This window comes from Cyclobacterium xiamenense (assembly GCF_009467825.1).
In the GTDB taxonomy this organism is placed as follows: Bacteria; Bacteroidota; Bacteroidia; order Cytophagales; family Cyclobacteriaceae; genus Cyclobacterium; species Cyclobacterium xiamenense.
The window spans coordinates 1-19145 of sequence record NZ_WIOK01000021.1; the positions used below are offsets into that span (position 1 = coordinate 1).

Consider the following 19145-nt stretch of genomic DNA (forward strand, 5'->3'; position numbering starts at 1 on the left):
TAACTTGGCCATAGTTGCTTTTTTGTACAACTCCAAAATACCATTTTTGGAGAAAAAAAACAACTAAATTAGAGGCTGCCCGACTTTTCGGACAGCCTCTTTCGTTTCAAAGATTGGGTTGAGGTGTTGTCCGGAGATAGGGTTTTATTTCCTTGTGTCCTTTAGGAAATTTCGCCGGTATGTCTTCGTTCTTGATGGCGGGAGCAATGACCACATCTTCGCCGTGTTTCCAATCTGCGGGCGTAGCCACGCTGTAATTGGCCGTAAGTTGTAGGGAGTCGATCACCCGAAGGAGTTCATCGAAGTTTCGTCCGGTGCTCGCAGGATAGGTGATAATCAATTTAATTTTTTTATCCGTTCCAATAATAAAAACCGAGCGAACCGTCAGTTTCTCGTTCGCATTCGGATGAATCATGTCGTACAGTTCAGACACCTTTCTGTCTTCGTCGGCAATAATCGGAAAATTCACGGTAGTATGCTGGGTTTCGTTGATATCTTTGATCCAGGCATGGTGGCTATCAATGCCATCCACACTTAGTGCCAACATTTTAACATTTCGTTTACCAAATTCCTCTTTTAGTTTTGCCGCAGCCCCTAGTTCCGTTGTACATACCGGTGTGTAATCGGCAGGATGGGAAAAAAGGATTCCCCAGCTGTCGCCCAGATAGCTGTGAAAATTGATTTTACCCTCAGTCGAGTCGGCAGTAAAATCTGGCGCAATATCTCCTAATCGTAATGACATGGTTATTTAATTTTAAATTAATCTATAGGTTTAGTGGGGAAACGTTTTCTCGGGGGAAAAAGTTTGGTAAACTGGTCCTTTTTAAGCGAATCCAATTTTAATTGCTTATTTTCAAAGGATTGGACGTACGCCACCGAATAATTTTTTGGTGGGTTTTGGTTTGTTCTTGAAAGAACCTATATTTGCATCACCTTTCAGAAAAGAGCACATTCACTACTGAAATGGTCCGTTCGTCTAGGGGTTAGGACGCATCCCTTTCACGGATGAAACACGGGTTCGATTCCCGTACGGACTACATGTTGCTACTTCTTTTCTTTTTTGTAACGGTCCGTTCGTCTAGGGGTTAGGACGCATCCCTTTCACGGATGAAACACGGGTTCGATTCCCGTACGGACTACAACAAATAGGGTTTGCCTGTCTTCGTACAGGTGAGTTTTATTTGTGGTTGTTAGTGGTTAAAGTGAATAAAAAAACCTGGTCTCTTGATCAGGTTTTTTTTTTGCTGGTTATCGGTCTAGAGGGCATCGCACGTGCCGTGCAAAATTTTGATTGCAAAAAAAAGCCCGATCATCAGACCGGGCTTTCGTTGCTTTTTACCGCGTAATAATCAATCGTAATTCCTTGGAATGCCCTTGTTTTGAAATCAGCCGAACCACATACACTCCTTGCTCCAGCCGGTTTACTGGCAGCGAGTATTCCGGCAATCTGTTGCTACCAGCATGCAAAAGCATCACTTGCTGACCGGTAAGCGTATAAATTCCAATCCAATCCAATGGCATGTCCCCTTCCATGCGTACATAAGCTTCTGTATTCGCAGGATTGGGGTAAATGATCGCAGACGGGAAGTTACTATTGACGAGCTCGCCGTTATCCATCTCCTCCGCTGCATCCGGATGCACAACCAATCGCGCCCCACTTCCGGAAGTTCCGACTTTTGGTGAAAATCGTTCCAAAACAACACCCGATACGTTTGCGTTATTTTTTGAAGCTATAAAATTGATTTCCATAACCCCATCCGTAACCTCAATATTTTCAAAAACCAGTTCTGTCGGTAAGTTTCCGCTTTCCACGTAAATATCGAAGTTGTCTTTTACAAGTTGTCCCTCTATGTGGATGTCAAAAACCCGGTTACCTGGCCCTGCAGCAGGGCCGGCTTTTCCATACCATAGCTCGTTGTGAAAGGTTCTTACACGGTACGTTCCGTTTTCTACCGGGATGGTATAGGAGAAGTTACTACCGTACCGTTCTGATTGGAAAAGCGGTATGCTACTACCCGACGTGCTAATAAAGCTACTGTTGCTGGTGTAATAATCCGGATAGTTTTTATCGCCCACGAAATCGTATCCCTGGTAATTGGTAGCAGCGACTGTTCCTGCATTCAAATACAGCGCCCAGGCAGGTAACTCGTCGGTGATTTCAATAGAAACCTGATCCGTACTACTGGCATTGGTTGCATCCGTCACTACCAGCTGTACTTCATATACACCTGGAGTCGCATATACATGTGTTGGACTCATTTCTTCGCTGCTTGCGCCATCACCAAAGGTCCAGGAATAATTCAGATCTCCTTCCCCACTTGAATTGGAGCCGTCAAACGCGATCTCTGCCGGGGCCACCCCTTCCATTGCGCTCGACACAATCAATGCCTGAGGCCCGACCGCAGCTTCGTCCGCAGACTCAATGCTAAACCCGGCAATGGAAGCATTATTCGACTGCGCAACAAGGCCGATGTTCAATTCCCCATCCCGAACGATAATTGTTTCAAATGTCAGTTCGGTAGGCTGGTTGTTGTACTCAGCAAATAAGTCAAGGTTACTTTTTACGGTTTCTCCCTCGATAAGTATGGAATAAACCCGCTGGCCGACTGCAGCGGCAGGCCCGTTTTTCCCAAACCACAATTCATTATGGTAGGTCTTCACCCGGTAAATTCCATTCGGAACAGGGATAGAATAGGAAAAGTTTTTCCCAAAACGTTCAGTCAGGAATAAAGTTGGACTTCCTGCGCTGCTATTGCTGTAGGTACCAGAAGACGAATAACTAACGCCGGAAACACTCTCCCCAAGAAACGTATTTCCAAGGTAGTCGATCGTGGCATTGGAACCCGAATTGACCTGCAAAGAAAACGCAGGCTGAATTTCCTCCGCGGTAACCTGAATGGGTATAGTTGCCGTATCTTGATTGCCCAAGGAATCGGTTACAGTCAATCGGGCAATGTACTCGCCTATTGCTGTATAACTATGAACCGGATCCGGTTCGGTAGCACTTTGACCGTCTCCGAACTCCCAGTAGTATTCAAGGGGTTCCAACCCTCCAGAATTGCTTCCGACAAACTCTACTGTTAACGGCGCCGCCCCTGTGTCCTTATTGGCAGTTGCCACGGCTTCGGGCAACAAGACAGCATCCTCCGTTACGATTGAAAATCCGGAAATGGACGCATTGTTTGCGGAGGCGACCATTCGAAGCGTTAAAACTCCATCTCTCACGGCAACGTTTTGATGGGTCAGGGTGAGTGGCTGGTTGGCATTCGCCACAAACAAGTCAAAATCGTCTGCAACAACCTGTCCTTCAATGACGATGTCATACACGCGCTGCCCCGGAGCACCCGCCGGGCCACCTTTCCCAAACCACAATTCGTTGTGGTACGTTTTTACGGTATACAGGCCATTCGGGAGAGGTATATCGTACCCAAAATTTGTCCCATACCTTTCCGTGAAGAAGATCTCATTACTTCCCGCACCACCAATGGTCGAGGTTTTAGAATTTGTAAAGGAAATAGCTGCACTGCTCTCCCCAAGAAAATCCAAGCCTTCGAAAACGGTTGATGCGTTGGTACCTCCATTTACATGCAATTCAAAAAAGTTTGGTGAAACCACCGTTACCTGTACCTCATCGTTTGCCTGATCTCCTTGCTCATTGTAGACGGTAAGCGAGACCTGGTAGGTTCCGGGGGTTTCGAAGACATGTGTTGGGTTAGGTTCAGCAGAGAACGTTCCATCACCAAAATCCCAGAAATGGCTGAAATCAGAAGGCCTGCCAATGTCGTTGGAGAAAACCACTTCCAACGGTCCAGTTCCAGACAATGTGGACGCCGTAATCGATGCCAGGGGCACCGAACCCAATTCTCCTTGGTTAACGATGGATAAACCAGATATGGAGGCATTATTTGCCGATGCGACTAACTCGAGCTGCAACAACCCATCGACCACTTCAATATTTTCAAAAACAAGTGCGACCGGTTGATTGCCACTTTCTACAAAAAGATCTAAATCGGGTTTTACCACTGTCCCTTCCAATACGACATCATAAACCCGCTTCCCAGGTCCAGCCACGCCACCTCCGGGTTGGCCAAACCAGGTTTCCGTATGATGGGTTGTTACGGTATAAATCCCATTCGGAACCGGTATCGCGTAAGCAATGTACGTAGAAAATCGTTCGGACCGATATAGCGTATCTACCGAGAGATTTGAATTGGTATAATGAGAGCCACCGTTGTGTATGTCGGTAAGTAACATGTCACCGACATACGTATTCCCTCCAAACTGGGTATCCTTTGAAGAACCTGTGTTGTAATAAATCGACACTTGCTCAAAGTTACCGTCAGCTAGCAGCGGTATCGTGGTTTGTCCTTCTTTTCCCCAATTGATCACCAGCTGGGCCTCTCCTTCTATGGAATCGCCCTCGTAATCCAACACCAGCTCAAAGCGGTGTCCCGAGGTCCAAAGTTGATTTTCAGGAAGGGAACCTTCTACGATGTTGAAATCGGCAGCGTTCGGACCAATTAATTCCACCGATCGAATCCATAGCCCGGTGTTTCCTGATTCAAGCGCCACCTCAACGGCTTTGGGTTGTCCTTTTTTAAACTGAACCAACGAGGGAACCATCAATTCGCTCTTGACTAGCGGTTCGCCGGAAGGTTGATCAAAGCCAAATACTTCCATGTTTTTTTGATTCCCGCCGCCTTTCTTTGGGGATCCGCCCAAGACGTACAATCCTTTTCCAGATACGATCCCTTGCGTACCATGTCGGGCAAAATTAAGCGGATTCAGCGTTTGCCAGGACTGTATCAATGGATCATACATCTCCGTTGTATTCAATGCAACGGCACTTGTGTCCACTTCTCCCCCTGCCACAATTAACTTATCCAGGTAATTATTTACGATCGCTCCTGCTCTTGGCGTGGGCAGATTCTGGCCGTCTGGCAAGGTACTCCAGGTCTGGGAATTGAAATCGTATACATCTACCTCAGGTATTACCGGAGCAAACGTACCTCCTATGCCCCCTGACTGCCGTCCCGACACGACATATAGTTTACTGCCGATAGTGACCGCAAAGAAGTGATCGCGCGCCCGCGGTGCATCCGGTAGAACGCTCCATGCTCCTGTCTTTGGATCGTACGAATCAAAGTAACTAACAAAACCTCCATCATGGCCATCGGTATTGCCACCGACGATGTAGAATTTACCCCGGTATTCAACCACTCCCGCTGATCCGCGTCTTCTGTTCTCGGGAATGGCGGGCCCCTGAATCCATTCTTCAGCCGCCGGATCAAACATCCAAATGTGCTCCGCTGGCAATTCATTGGGGTAACTGTTGGTTTGGAATGCACCAATGACCCAAATTAACCCCTCGTAGGTAACTGCCTGAAAATGGTTGAAACTATGTGGATTAATATTGGGCAGTGAGCGCCATTCGTCCTTCGAATAATCGTATATATCGATGGTTTTGGCGCTTTCCCTTCCTCCCAATAAATAAAACTTATCTCCTGCCTGTACAAAACTGTTTTCGTGCCTGCCTGTATAGGTGGTATCTTCATTGCTTACCTTCCACGTTTGGTCAATCAGGTCGGGGCTAATGGTCCATGTAAAATTAAAAGACTCGGCATCGGAATGAATCGCATCTTCGTCGTCGATGATAATGGTGACCCTATAAGGACTGTTCGCCAATGCACCTTCCTCGATTTTCCCATAGATGGTACCGTTGGTCGGCTCCAAATACACTCCCGGGGGCAATCCTTCCGCCGCATAGCTGAGGTTTCCATTCCCACCGGAGGCAGAAACAAACATGCTCCCATCCAATTCATGGCCTGCAAAGTTTATTTGGTCCTCTATGGCAGTAAATTCAATGGGAATTTGGATCGGCTTTCCGATAATCTCTATACCGTTTACAAGCGGGTTTTCCTTTTGTTTGAGAAAGGAAATCGATAGCTCTCCGTCTACCACGGTTGTCGGATATTGGATCATTCCCCCAACAAGATGCCCAAAAGTCTCTACCAGATCGAGCGAAGACGCGACGGTTTCTCCCTCAATTTCAATAGTGAAATAGCGATTCAAGAGGCCAGACGTACCTGAAAAACCATTACCCATGTATAGATTGACCAAATAATCTCCGTTCGGCAAAGGTATCTGGTAGTCCATGGTTGCTTCCGTCGCATACCGCTCCTTATTGAAAATTTGCACGTACTGTTCGTCGGAGATATAGGCAGGAATGGACTCGTGTCGTTGATCTGCGGAAAACGAGTTGGTCGAGCTTCTTCCGCCCGATACAGAGAATGAGCCCGTCGTCTCCGGACCCGCGGTGCTATTCGCCAACCAGTTTGGGGCTCCGTTTTCACCGGGCAGTACATTTCCACCTGCATTGATTCGGAGCAGAATTTCAAAATCTTGCTCTACGATCACGGCAAACGATTGCTCAATAAAATAGCCGTTCGCATCGGTGGCCCGAACAGAAACCATCGAGGTCACCTCGTCGTTTGGAATAATCAGCCGAAGCTGATTTCCTTCTACCTGAGTGGCTACCAACGGATTGCTGTTTCCACTCACCGAGTACGTAAGGTTATTCACCCCATCGTCGTCGCCAAAATATTCATCAAGATTGATCACTACATCCGGATCGCCCATCAGGCGATTTACGTCCCGCAAATTTCGAATGGTATAGGGGATTTCTCCGCTTACTTTAAAAAAGTTCCATACGGCAATGAAGCTCTTATTCGGATCATGGGAGGACCCGTAAATCCCGATGGCAAGCGGCTTTAGCCGATCCTGTATTGCATTCTTTACCGTACCTTTTGCTATCATGACTCCTAGAGAAACCGCAGGCTCGCTATTGTACATATACTTGGGCTCGATCGTACCGTCCACTGGGTTGATATCGAAAGACAATTCAATCAAGGTATTGGCGTCGGCTCGCTGGTCTGCCGGAATCGGGAGAAAAAGTGAATCTGCGTCTACCACATCATCAATTTCCTGAACGGCAGCAATCCCGTCTTTGGTAAATACCAATTTTACAAAGCTACTCTGGGTACCATCCCCTAGTTGTATACCTACTTCTCCATTGCCTTCAAAATCGTATAGCTGACCGGGCGAAGAAAGCCCAATGAGACCGGAGGAAATCGTGTAGTTTCCCGTTTCGGTCCCCACATTGACACCGAATTGAAAACCCTTATCCTGATTGTTGGCGGTGCCGTTGGCGGTGCCGCCAGTCATCGAGACCTGTATGGCGCCGGCGGTCCCCCCGTAGATATCGGGTGGGCCAGGGCTTTCGTTACCCTTGTCCAGCCATTCGAGCCAATTGGGGTTTTCGTCACCGTTATTCATCAGACCAGTTAGCCCCAGGCCCAGGTAGCCAAACTCATTTCCAGATGCGTCGGATTGATTGGTGAAAAGTTGATTCTCCAGGGGTAAATCCCTGGGGTATCCAATTTGAAACGGATCGTCCCTGTCCAAAATACCATCTCCATCGTCATCGAGGTCATTCAAATTGGATACAAAATCTTTGTCGTAGTCATCCGGTGCCGAAGCACCCGAACAGTAATCCGTACCATTGTCCAGCTCATCCTGATTTGTGTATCCATCATGATCGTAATCGGCATTCGGATCAAAGTCGGGATCATCTACAGGGATACAGAAGACGTCATCGGCCGGAGTCAACACCATGATACGGTTATCAAAGGTGGCTACCCATATCGTACCCGGAAAAATTTCCCCATCGCCATTGGTTGCTATGCCCAACGCGTTTCCCCCGTTTAGGTTCCACTTGCTAAACTCCGCTTCCTTGAGTGAACCGTCCTCGTTAAGGTGAATCAAATGCAGGGTGCCACCATTTTTACCCACAATCAAGGATCCTTTGATCGCACCACCAAAGTTGGTCCCTTTGTATTCGGCAATCCCGTTGGAGTTATTTGGAAAAATGGTAACGATGGACGCCTCGGGCCCATTGGGGTTTGCCAGGGTAGGCGCTATAAAATCGGCCTCTGCCGGGTTTGCCATACTAAGAGGTACTGGTGGCCAGTTAGCCGGCAAGCTATTTGCCGCATACGCGTCAAAGCCCGGTTGTCCCGGAGCGACGGGTTCCAAAATCTGCGTTCGGAATTTATCCGTAGGCGTAAATGTGGGCGTTACGTTTTGAAAACCGTTATCATCTCCTACAAACTTTGTATATAACCCTGCTCCCCCTGGTTCAAAAGGAAAGGACGCTCCTGGCTGGTACGGTTGCCCGGGATTGGCGCGAATGGGCGTGGGATGGCCGCCATAATAGCTTCCCGGTTGGTATGCATCCAAATCGCTGGTTACCAATAGCAGATGATCCTGATTGTCGACAAACTCCCCGCTTGCGGAAGGATTAAGCGGGCTGGCCCCGGGTTCCCCAGGATCGTATGCATTGCTTACCAGGGTCGCATCCCCTTCGTGTAGGGGCAAACCACCCCAGTTGATGTTCGCACCGTTGTCGGTTACAAAAAGTTTTCTGTCCTCAGTAACCACCAGGTCGTAGGAATTTCTATAGCCGGGAGAATAGATCTGCACAGGACCATCTTCGGTGACCATGCCCATGTTTAGGCCATCGTTACCTCCAAAGGGATCGTTTACATCCACCCCATCGTAATTGGGGTCATTTGGATCGTAAATACCATTCACGTTCTCCCTACTGGGATCGTCGAGCGTGGGAATGTCGTATTTGAATAGTCTACCTGAATGTGCATCTATTTGGTTGGGAAGTGCCTCTATCGCATCCAAATCGATGCTTAGTATGGCAGCTGAAAGAGCAAACTCGGTGATGTAGGTAAAGTTTTTGGAAGGAGCTCCGGCATTGGTTAGACCACCGCTCGCTACCAGCAAGTAGGGCTTGCCATTGATAGTCGTGAATTCCAGCCCATTGGTGGAGTGATTTTCCTCCGAACGGGGCAGGCCACGCACCAGGTCGATCGCTTCCCAGGCCTCTCCGGTCCAGGTTAGCCGCGTAATAATGCCGGAATTTGTGTCCAGTAATTTGTCGCCACTCGGGCCTCCCCATTTCGGATCACTGGAGCTGACATAAAGGATGGGGTTTTCTGCTGTTCCCACGACGGTCAACCCGGTTATTTGCCGATTGCCTCGATTGTCAAAGGCCAAAAGTCCGTTGTCGTCGTAATTGGGAATGCTCTTCACACCCAGCAAAACTTCTTCGTCCACCACGTCATACTGGTTGGGACCTTCTTTTAAAATCGTGTAAATCTTGATTTCTCCTTTTAGCTGCGCCACATAAAGCCGCTCGTCCGGCCCAAATTGCAAGGAAGTTCCCAGGTCAATGTTCTGGAAACCATTAAAATTCAACGAAGCCTGATTGAAACTGATATTCTGGCTGCAAACATAATTCTGACTAGTAAAACCAATAAAAATTATGAATAGCAAAAAAGGGATGGGATTTAATTTTACCTTCTCCATAATAAACGGAATATTAAATGGATAAACTGTTTTTCGTGCGAACTATAAAAATTTACTGCTGTTAGATCAATACAATAGTACGTATTAAATTTCATATTGTCAATGCTAAAAAACGTTTTAATTTATTTAAAATACATTTTTTATCATTCCAATATGTTTGTAAATCCTTTAGCTGAAGAAAAGGGTCAATAGTATATTTTAATGCCTATTTTTGCATCACCGCATGAAACAGCAGAAAAATTATTTCCTTCTGGTCTTGATTTTAGGTGCACTGAGTACCATCAGTCCTTTTTCCGTAGACATGTATTTGCCTGCCTTTCCGGCCATCGCAGAAAATCTGAATACGAGCATTTCTCAGGTGCAACTTTCGCTTACCAGTTACCTGATCGGTATCGCCATCGGTCAGCTATTTTATGGTCCCTTGCTGGACAAATTTGGAAGGAAAAAGCCCCTGTATGCGGGACTTTGGATTTACATCGCGGCCTCTGTTGGCTGCGCATTTACGCAATCTGTGGATGCCTTGATTGCCATGCGGTTTGTACAGGCTATTGGCGGATGTGTGGGGATGGTGGCTGCACAGGCGTTGGTTAGAGATTTGTTTCCGGTCAATAAAATTGCCCAGGCCCTAGCCCTGCTCACTTTGGTTATTGCGGTGTCTCCCATGGTAGCACCTACTCTGGGAGGATACCTAACGGCACATTTCCACTGGCACTGGATGTTTATCTTGCTAGCAGCTATTTGTGCTGCCATTTTGTTTGCTTGCAAATGGCAGCTGCCGGATGGAGCGGATCCGGAACGGGATTTGTCGCTGCGACCTGGAAAGGTTGCCAAAAAGTACCGGGAAGTTCTGCGAAACAAGCAATTCCTTACCTATATTCTGGTTGGAGGCATCGCGGGGGCGGCGCCCTTCGCCTACATTGCCGGGTCTTCGGACGTTTTTATCAACAATTACGGACTCACGCCCACGGAATACGGGTGGCTTTTCGCTTTTTTGGCCGTGGCCATGATTGGGGCTACCCAGCTAAACCACGTACTGCTAAACCGATACAGCAACCGAACCATCGTCATCACAGCCCTTTGTTACCAACTCGTTGTCGGAATACTGATTATTGCCGGAGTTAGTACCGGCTTCTTTAACGTTTGGATGCTGATAGGAATGTTGTTTATATTCCTAACCGGGCATGGGTTGAGCGTGCCGAATGCGGCCGCCATCTCCCTGGCTCCTTTTGCAAAAAATGCCGGTAGTGCTTCTGCCATGATGGGCTTTATGCGCATGGCCATCGGCGGCATCGTTTCGGGGCTGGTCAGTGTTTTTCACAACGGTACCGCACTTCCTATGGTCCTATTAATGGCGGGCTGTATCCTTCTGGCGGGTTTGGTTTTGATGTATCATTACCATACTACCGGTGAATTGCATACCTGGCGAAAAAAGGGCCCCGGGCTATCTCCCCGCTAGACCGGAAAATAGGTCATGCTGGAATATTTTTCTAACTTTGCGCTTTCTTAAAATCCTCAGATAGTTCGAACAATGATTTCAGTAGATAATTTATCCCTTAAATTCGGTAAAAGAACACTTTTCGAAGACGTCAACCTAAAATTCACTCCCGGGAATTGTTATGGAGTAATTGGTGCAAACGGAGCAGGGAAATCCACTTTTCTTAAAATTCTAACCGGAGAAGTAGATAGTACTACCGGTCTGGTAAACATTACACCGGGATTGCGGATGGCCGTACTTTCACAGGACCACTTTGCATTTCAGGAGGAAGAAGTGCTCCGGACCGTCATCATGGGGCATAAAAAGTTGTTCGACATCATGACGGAAAAAGATGCCATCTACCTGAAAGAGGATTTTACCGAAGAGGATGGCAACAAAGCTGCCAGCCTGGAGGCCGAATTTGCCGAAATGGACGGGTGGAATGCCGAGAGTGACGCTGCTGCTTTGCTATCCGGCCTGGGTGTCAGCGAGGCACATCACGGCAAGCTGATGAAAGACCTGTCAGGCGATCAGAAAGTACGGGTACTGTTGGCGCAGGCCTTGTTTGGAAATCCCGACATCCTGATTCTTGACGAACCGACGAACGATTTGGATGCCGAAACCATCGGCTGGCTGGAGGATTTTCTAATAAATTTCAAAAATCTGGTTATAGTGGTTTCACATGACCGGCATTTTCTGGATCAGGTTGCCACCCATATCGTGGACATCGATTTTGGAAAAATCAATATCTATTCCGGAAACTATTCGTTTTGGTACGAATCTTCGCAGCTGGCCGCCAAGCAAAAGACCGATCAGAATAAGAAAACCGAAGAAAAGCGAAAAGAACTTCAATCCTTTATCGAGCGATTTTCGGCAAACGTCGCCAAGTCCAAACAAGCCACGGCTCGAAAAAAGATGCTGGAAAAACTAAATGTGGATGAAATCAAGCCTTCTACCCGTAAGTATCCTGGCATTATCTTTAAACCGGAACGAGAAGCTGGGGACCAATTGCTGCTAACCGATCAATTGGAACTAAAAAATGAGGAAAAGATCTTTTTTACGGATGTCAACCTGATGGTAGACAAAGGGGATAAAATTGCTTTTCTATCCAGAACGAAACAGGCCGTTACCAAGTTTTTCCAAACGATCATGGAGGAGATCCCGGTTCAATCCGGTAGTTTCAAATGGGGTGTAACGATAAATAAGGCCTACATGCCCAACGACAATTCCTCCTTTTTCAATTCAGACTTGAAGTTGATCGACTGGCTGAGTCAATACAGCGACAATCAGGAAGAGGCCTACGTACGGACCTTCCTGGGAAGGATGTTGTTTACGGGGGAGGAATCATTAAAAAAAGCATCGGTTCTCTCCGGTGGGGAAAAAGTGAGGTGCATGGTCTCTCGCATGATGTTGCAAAACCCCAACTTTTTGGTGTTGGACGAGCCCACAAACCACCTGGACCTGGAATCCATTCATGCCCTGAACAATGCCATGATTGATTTTACGGGTACCCTTTTGTTTTCTTCATACGACCACGCGTTTGTACAATCGGTCGCCAACCGCATCATTGAGTTTACGCCGTCGGGCACCATTGATCGACGGATGGATTACGAATCGTATTTGGAGGATCCAGCCATTCGGGCCCTGCGGGAAAAGATGTACACCCATTAATTCATCCTACTTGCTGGCCGCTGCAATCGTTTGTTACCTACTGGGAACCATGGCTTTGGGAGCCTGGTCTTCCCGTTTGGTAAAAACCTCCGGAGACTTTATGTTGGCAGGCAGGCGGCTTCCCCTTTTCTTAAGCGCTTCGGCACTATTCGCTACCTGGTTCGGTTCCGAAACGATTTTTGGTGCCTCTTCTGAATACCTGGAGCACGGCTTGTTAGGTGTCATGGAGGACCCGTTTGGTGGGGCCCTTTGCCTGCTTTTATTTGGTTTGTTCTTTGTCAAACCCATTTATGCCATGCAGGCCCGAACACTAGGAGACGTCTTCTTGCAGTTATTTGGCAAACGGGTCGCTTTGTACGCCAGTATTTTTATGATTCCTGCCTATTTTGGATTCATTGCCGCCCAGTTGGTCGCCTTTGGCCTCATCCTGGGAGCGGTCTCCGATGTGTCGATCGAAACCGGGGTGGTGATTAGCGCTACGGTCGTGTTGTTTTACACTTTTCTAGGTGGCATGTGGGCCATATCCGTAACCGATTTTGTACAGACGATTGTGATAGTCGTGGGACTGCTTTGGCTAGCCCAAACCCTCAGTCAGGAGGCAGGAGGTGTTACTCGGGTCCTTAACCAGGCTCCTGCATCCAGCTTTACCTTCTTTCCGGAACAAACCTTCGGTGCCTGGATGGAGTATCTAGGTGCCTGGGCGATACTGGGTTTGGGCAGTATCCCCAGTCAGGACATTTACCAACGATCCATGGCAGCCAAGAGTAGCAAAATTGCGCAAAAATCACTGTTTTTGGCGGCTGGATTCTACCTGACCATTGGACTGCTCCCTTTATTTATTGCCTTGAGTGCCAAAATCCTGTATCCCAATAGTACGCCAGAAAACGCACAAATGCTACTTCCCGAACTGGTAATGCATCACAGCAGTTTGCCGCTGCAAATCGTTTTCTTTGGCGCATTGCTTTCTGCCATCATGAGCACTACCAGTTCCTCCATGCTTGCTCCCGCTGCCTTGCTCACCGAAAATATCATTAAACCATGGAGAAAAAGCACCTGGACTGAAAAGCAATTGTTGGTCGTTTTACGGGTTTGCCTGGCGGCAATTGCGGTCATTTCCGTTCTACTTGCTTTTTGGAAAACCAATATTTACTCCTTGATCGGTGAAGCCTCCATGTTGCTTTTGGTATCCTTGCTGGTTCCGCTGACGGCCGGCCTTTATTGGAAGAAGGCCTCTCCCGCCGGTGCCAAAGGCTCCTTGTTTGGCGGAATGGTCGCTTATTTGTTGTTTTATTTTGACCTTGTTTACATGCCTGTACCACACCACTTGGCGGCCTTGCTCTTCAGCGCCGCTGCGATGATCGCAGGCTCCGTTGCCTATCCCAAAGCTATCCATGAAAACATATCCTGAAATAATCTTAAAGAAAGGAAAAGAAATTTCCATTAAACGAAGGCATCACTGGATTTTTTCCGGTGCCGTTTACACCAAACCGGTTGATTTACGAGATGGTGAATTGGTAAAGGTTTTTGACGCGAACCATCGGGTCTTGGGTATGGGTTTCTATGCGCCTGGCTCCATTATGATCCGAATGATTGTCTTTGGCGACCAGGAAATAGACGAGGCATTTTGGCTGGAGAAGCTTAGCGCCGCCTACCAACTTCGCCAACAAATCTTCGCCGCCCAACGCGAATCGACCAATGCCTACCGATTGGTACACGGTGAAGGGGATCACCTGCCCGGGCTGATCATCGATAATTACAACGGGAACCTGGTTATTCAGGCACATCACCGGGGCATCCTTGGCGAATTGCCTACGATTGTCACTGCGCTGCAAACGCTTTTCGGAACGGACCTTCAATCCATTTACAACAAAAGTGCCGCTGCATTGCACGACAAAACCGGGGAGGCCGACTCCTGGCTCGTGGGAGAAAAACAGGAACCGCGAATCCTGGAAAGCGGGCTCCGCTTCGAAATCAACTTGGAGAAAGGGCAGAAAACCGGTTTTTTTCTGGACCAACGGGACAACCGGCGCTTGTTGCAAAACTACTGTACGGGCAGAAAAGTTCTCAACACCTTTTGCTACTCCGGTGGATTTTCGGTATACGCACTTGGGGCCGGTGCCAGCCAGGTTACCTCCGTGGATATCTCCGCAGAAGCAATCGCTCTCTGCCAAAAAAACCTGGAACTAAACGGGTTTGACACGGAAAAAAATCCATGCCTCACGGCAGATGTGCTGAAGTATTTGCAGGACATCGACGAATCGTACGACCTGGTAATTCTCGACCCACCGGCCTTTGCAAAAAACACGCGCTCCAGGCACAATGCCGTACAGGCATACAAACGGCTAAACGCCATGGCGCTGAAAAAAATAGAACCCGGAGGGATATTGTTTACTTTTTCTTGTTCGCAGGTCATTGACCGGGAACTCTTTACCCATACGGTGACGGCAGCGGCATTGGAGGCTGGGCGTCCTACCCAAATTATCCATCAGGTGTCCCAGGGAGCAGACCATCCGGTGAATATCTTTCACCAGGAAACCTCGTACCTGAAGGGATTGGTTGTCTACGTTAGCTAAAAAAAAGTGGCAGGAATTGCGGTCCTGCCACTCCCTCGGTTCCTTATGCGTTCACACCGGTAGTACCTCCCCCTTTCAGGGTTAGCTCCACCGGCTGGTTGGTTTGCCAGGAACCGGCCGTAAAATCAGGAATATCGATCGAATTGGATCGGTTGGCTACTGACCATTCGCTCAATGGGGTAATGGAGCTCCAAAGTGCGGCATCGTACACATCCTGGTCCAGTGGTAATCCATTTCTCAGGCAATCGATCAATCGCCAATCCATCATAAAATCCATGCCACCGTGCCCGCCGATTTTCTTTGCCATTTCCCCGACCTTTTTTACAATTTCGGGAGTGTATTTTTCCTCCAGTTCCTTGACTTCTTCGTCTTTCATCCATCCATGCCCGGTAGCTACGCCCGGCACGGGCCACTTTCTGGCCATACCTTTGGTACCGCTTATCAGATGAATCCGGGAATACGGCCGGGGTGAACTCACATCGTGCTGGATCATGATGGATTTACCTTTTTTGGTTTTTACCAGGGTGGTGTTCATGTTTCCCCGGAACTGCTTCGTCGCAAATGAGGCATAGAAATCGTCCTCGGCAGCCAGTTCTTCTGCCCGGGCTTTCATGTGAAAATCCTGGCTAGACAAAGAGGTGAGGTAGTCCATTTGATCCCCCCTGTTGATATTCATGATCTGGCAGACCGGACCCAATCCGTGGGTTGGATAGATGTTTCCATTTCGGTAATTTTCTTTCAATCGCCACATGTCCTGATATCCGGTGTCCTTTTTGAAATTCAGCTCAAGCAAGTCGTGGATATAGGCCCCTTCTCCGTGGATAATGTCGCCAAAGAAGCCATCCCGAGCCATGTTTAAGGTCATCAGTTCGAAAAAATCGTAGCAGCAATTTTCCAATTGCATGCAGTGTTTTTTCGTGCGTTCGGAGGTTTCTACCAGTTGCCAGCATTCCTCCAGACTGATGGCGATGGGAACTTCTGAAGCGGCATGTTTGCCAGCTTCCATGGCATAAACGGCCATGGGGGTATGCCATTCCCAGGGCGTAGCGATGTATACCAGATCCAAATCATCCCGGTCCACCATTTCCTTCCAGGCATAGGTGCTGCCGCTGTAGGTAGCCGGCTTGTGAGTGGTACCCTCCAGGGTTTTCATCACCTTATCTACCATCTCTGGTCGCAAATCACACAAGGCGGTAATTTCCACCCCTTCTATTTTGCTTAATCGATTGACTGCACCCGGACCACGCATACCCAGTCCGATCACCCCGATGCGCACCCGATCCAGCTTCGGAGCCGCATAACCGGACATATTGAAGCGTTGCGCATGCTGCCTTCTGCTTTGAACAAGTACGTTCTCCTGTTCTTCCTGGGATAAACCGGTAAAACCCGTTCCCATCATTCCAATTCCGGCCAAGCCGGAGAGTTTTAAAAACTCCCTCCTTTTATTACTCATAGTTTGCTTTTTTATTTGTTGGTTCTAAACTAAACGCCATCCCACAGGATAGCTCCTTGCATTATATTTTAAAGAAAATCTTTTTTGAGTAGAGAAAATAACATAGGTACCACATACAGCCCAGCGATACGAAAGCCGTAAAAAGAGCCATTGCATGCTCCGGAAAGCCCAGCAATCCCAAAAACCCGTAGGTAAAGATGCCTACAAACCCGGTTAACCAGTCATGTCCCAGTACTTCGGCAAACAAGTAAATAAAAATTGGATTCATTCCGACAATTAAAAAGGCAAATGTCCATTTTTTCACCTTTTTTACGTCGATCAACCAAAAGCAAAAAGCAAGCACCAGCACCGCCCAGCCACCCGAGGCCATCACAAAAGCACTGGTGCTAATACGTTTAATGATTGGGGGAATTCCCGTCCAGTCCAGCCCGTAGCCTACCGCCAGGCCGATTACCCCTGCCACAAGTAGTGGCTTGATTTTTTCGCCATCCCTACGTTGGGACAAAAGTAACTTGCCGCACATCGCTCCCCAAAGGGTATGCGCTGCGGTAGGTAGGCAGTTGATCGCTACCCAACCACCCCCGTTGATCTTGCCCATCAGGATTTCATCGAAAAATGAGCCGAAATTATCCCCTTTGACAAAGGGAGCAGAGTGGTCGTACATCCGGTACAATAGCTCCGTCAGTAGCAATAAACCAATGGATACAAGGAATTGCCATTTTGCTGGGTAATTAATAAACAGGTAGGTCAGCAAAATGGTGAAGGACAACTGGGTTAGTACATTCCACAATTCAAACACGAGCGCGTCTGCGTAGACGCAATGCAAGCCGGTCCCAAACAGAAATAAAAGCAGGCAGCGTCGCAGGACATGCCGGGTTAGGTCAGCTGAATTGGATCCCTTTTCCAACCTGTTTTTAAGCGAAAAAGGCATCGCCACCCCGACGATAAACATGAAAAAAGGCTGAATGAGATCCCAAAACCGAAGGCCATTCCAGGGGTGGTGGGTAAATTGCTGAAAAACAGCAAAACCAAATGAGTCTTCGGAAACCGCACCCAAAAGAGCCCGATAGACCAACGCAGATTCGGCAACCAGCAAAAACATGGTAATTCCCCGGTAGGCATCCAACGAAACCAATCTTCTACCAGGAAGGGCTGGGTTTGGGTTCATAAACGAGACGGCATAAAGACAATTTTGAAAACCCCCACTGCGAAGGCGATATCCAAATATAGCTTTTCAGGGAACAGCTTCAAACAATCGATAACGAAAAAAGGATGAATGGTTTTATGCTTGTTTTACTGAATTTTAAAATTATTTATTACATTTAGGCCTAACAGCAAACGGTCAAATCTGCCGGTGTGCCTGCTTGAACTCCATTTATAATCGCTTAACCTACCCTTTTTTATGCGTCCCTATCTCTCGCTGGTTACTTCTTTCTTAGTACTACTCATTTGCCATTCCTGTGGGCGTCCAGATACGGAAACCGCAACATCGACGCAGGAGAGTTTTTCGGCTGATTCGGTAGAGGCCTTGCTTTTAAAAGACCACCAACCGGTTTCCCTGTATAAAGGAAACGAAAATCCCGTAACCAGAGCAGCTTTTCCAGTGATTGACATGCATTCTCATCCTTACGCGAAATCCGAAGCAGCGCTCGACGAATGGGTAAAGACCATGGACAAAGTAGGCATAGAAAAAACGGTGATTCAATCTTACCAAACAGGAGATGCCTTTGATTCGCTAGTACAGGTATACGGCAAATATCCGGACCGTTTCATTCTGTTTTGCGGATTCGATTACACCGGTTACGAGCAGGATGATTTTGGTCCTGCGGCGGTAAAAGAACTGGAGCGGTGTTTTTCGATGGGTGCAAAAGGAGTGGGCGAATTGGGAGATAAAGGGAAAGGGCTGTTTTACTCCCGGCCGACAAAAGCATTTGGCATGCACATCAACGATCCAAAAATGAAGCCATTGATCCAGAAATGCGGGGAATTGGGCATGCCAATCAGCATTCATGTTGCGGAACCCATCTGGATGTACCAGCCGATGGATGCGAGTAACGATGGCCTAATGAATGCCTTTAAATGGCGGCTTGACCAACAGGAAGGAATTGTGGACCACCAGGGCATGATCGACATACTGAAAGATGCTGTGGCTCAAAATCCGGAAACCACCTTCATCGCTTGTCATTATGCAAATACGAGTTATGATTTGAGCATACTGGCGAAACTATTCGACGTCTATCCCAACCTATATGCCGACAATAGTGCCCGGTATGCTGAAACGGCCACGATTCCGCGAACCGTCAATCGATTTTATTCGCAGTATGCGGACCGCTTGGTGTACGGTACCGATATGGGAATGGATGTGGGCATGTATCAAACAACCCTTCGCATTCTGGAGACTGCCGACGAGCATTTTTACGACAGAAACATTTCCTCCTACCATTGGCCCATGCATGGATATGACCTTTCCGGGGAGGTGTTGGAAAAGGTATACCGTTCCAATGCCCAAAAACTTCTAAAATTACCCGCAGAATGA

Annotated in this window: 9 protein-coding genes and 2 tRNA genes; 7 read left to right on the plus strand and 4 right to left on the minus strand. The window is 47.8% G+C overall.

Annotated features, from left to right (window positions below; genetic code table 11):
- Positions 1 to 106: 106 nt before the first annotated feature.
- A complete protein-coding gene (locus GCU44_RS15650; protein WP_092169844.1) occupies positions 107 to 742 on the minus strand; it encodes a peroxiredoxin in 636 nt (211 codons plus the stop codon).
- 223 nt (positions 743 to 965) lie between these two features.
- Here GCU44_RS15650 and GCU44_RS15655 point away from each other — a divergent pair.
- Positions 966 to 1037 (plus strand) — tRNA-Glu (locus tag GCU44_RS15655).
- Positions 1038 to 1067: 30 nt separating this feature from the next.
- A tRNA-Glu gene (locus tag GCU44_RS15660) sits at positions 1068 to 1139 on the plus strand.
- A gap of 196 nt (positions 1140 to 1335) precedes the next feature.
- Here GCU44_RS15660 and GCU44_RS15665 read toward each other — a convergent pair.
- Positions 1336 to 9405 carry a malectin domain-containing carbohydrate-binding protein gene (locus tag GCU44_RS15665; RefSeq protein ID WP_161993952.1) on the minus strand — a complete coding sequence of 2690 codons (8070 nt, stop codon included), beginning with the start codon at positions 9403 to 9405 and terminating at the stop codon, positions 1336 to 1338.
- A gap of 256 nt (positions 9406 to 9661) precedes the next feature.
- Here GCU44_RS15665 and GCU44_RS15670 point away from each other — a divergent pair, with 256 nt between their 5' ends.
- The 4 genes from GCU44_RS15670 (at position 9662) to GCU44_RS15685 (ending at position 15156) form a co-directional block, all read left to right on the plus strand.
- Complete coding sequence (locus GCU44_RS15670) at positions 9662 to 10894, plus strand: multidrug effflux MFS transporter (protein WP_154857493.1); 1233 nt, start codon at positions 9662 to 9664, stop codon at positions 10892 to 10894.
- A gap of 72 nt (positions 10895 to 10966) precedes the next feature.
- Positions 10967 to 12583, plus strand: coding sequence for an ABC-F family ATP-binding cassette domain-containing protein (locus GCU44_RS15675; protein ID WP_092169852.1), 1617 nt, complete (start codon positions 10967 to 10969; stop codon positions 12581 to 12583).
- Positions 12584 to 12593: 10 nt separating this feature from the next.
- Positions 12594 to 13991, plus strand: coding sequence for a sodium:solute symporter family protein (locus GCU44_RS15680; protein WP_154857495.1), 1398 nt, complete (start codon positions 12594 to 12596; stop codon positions 13989 to 13991).
- Positions 13975 to 15156 (plus strand): class I SAM-dependent rRNA methyltransferase, encoded by a 1182-nt coding sequence (locus GCU44_RS15685; protein ID WP_154857497.1) that lies wholly within the window; start codon positions 13975 to 13977, stop codon positions 15154 to 15156. The genes GCU44_RS15680 and GCU44_RS15685 overlap by 17 nt, the downstream gene beginning before the upstream one ends.
- A 43-nt stretch (positions 15157 to 15199) precedes the next feature.
- On the opposite strand, the gene GCU44_RS15690 is transcribed toward GCU44_RS15685, so the two are convergent.
- Together GCU44_RS15690 and GCU44_RS15695 are read right to left on the minus strand one after the other, a co-directional pair.
- On the minus strand, positions 15200 to 16609 hold the full coding sequence (locus tag GCU44_RS15690) for a Gfo/Idh/MocA family protein (RefSeq protein ID WP_154857498.1): 1410 nt from the start codon (positions 16607 to 16609) through the stop codon (positions 15200 to 15202).
- 61 nt (positions 16610 to 16670) lie between these two features.
- Complete coding sequence (locus GCU44_RS15695; protein ID WP_154857500.1) at positions 16671 to 17777, minus strand: acyltransferase family protein; 1107 nt, start codon at positions 17775 to 17777, stop codon at positions 16671 to 16673.
- Between the two features lie 234 nt (positions 17778 to 18011).
- Here GCU44_RS15695 and GCU44_RS15700 point away from each other — a divergent pair, with 234 nt between their 5' ends.
- Positions 18012 to 19145 (plus strand): amidohydrolase family protein, encoded by a 1134-nt coding sequence (locus GCU44_RS15700; protein WP_154857502.1) that lies wholly within the window; start codon positions 18012 to 18014, stop codon positions 19143 to 19145.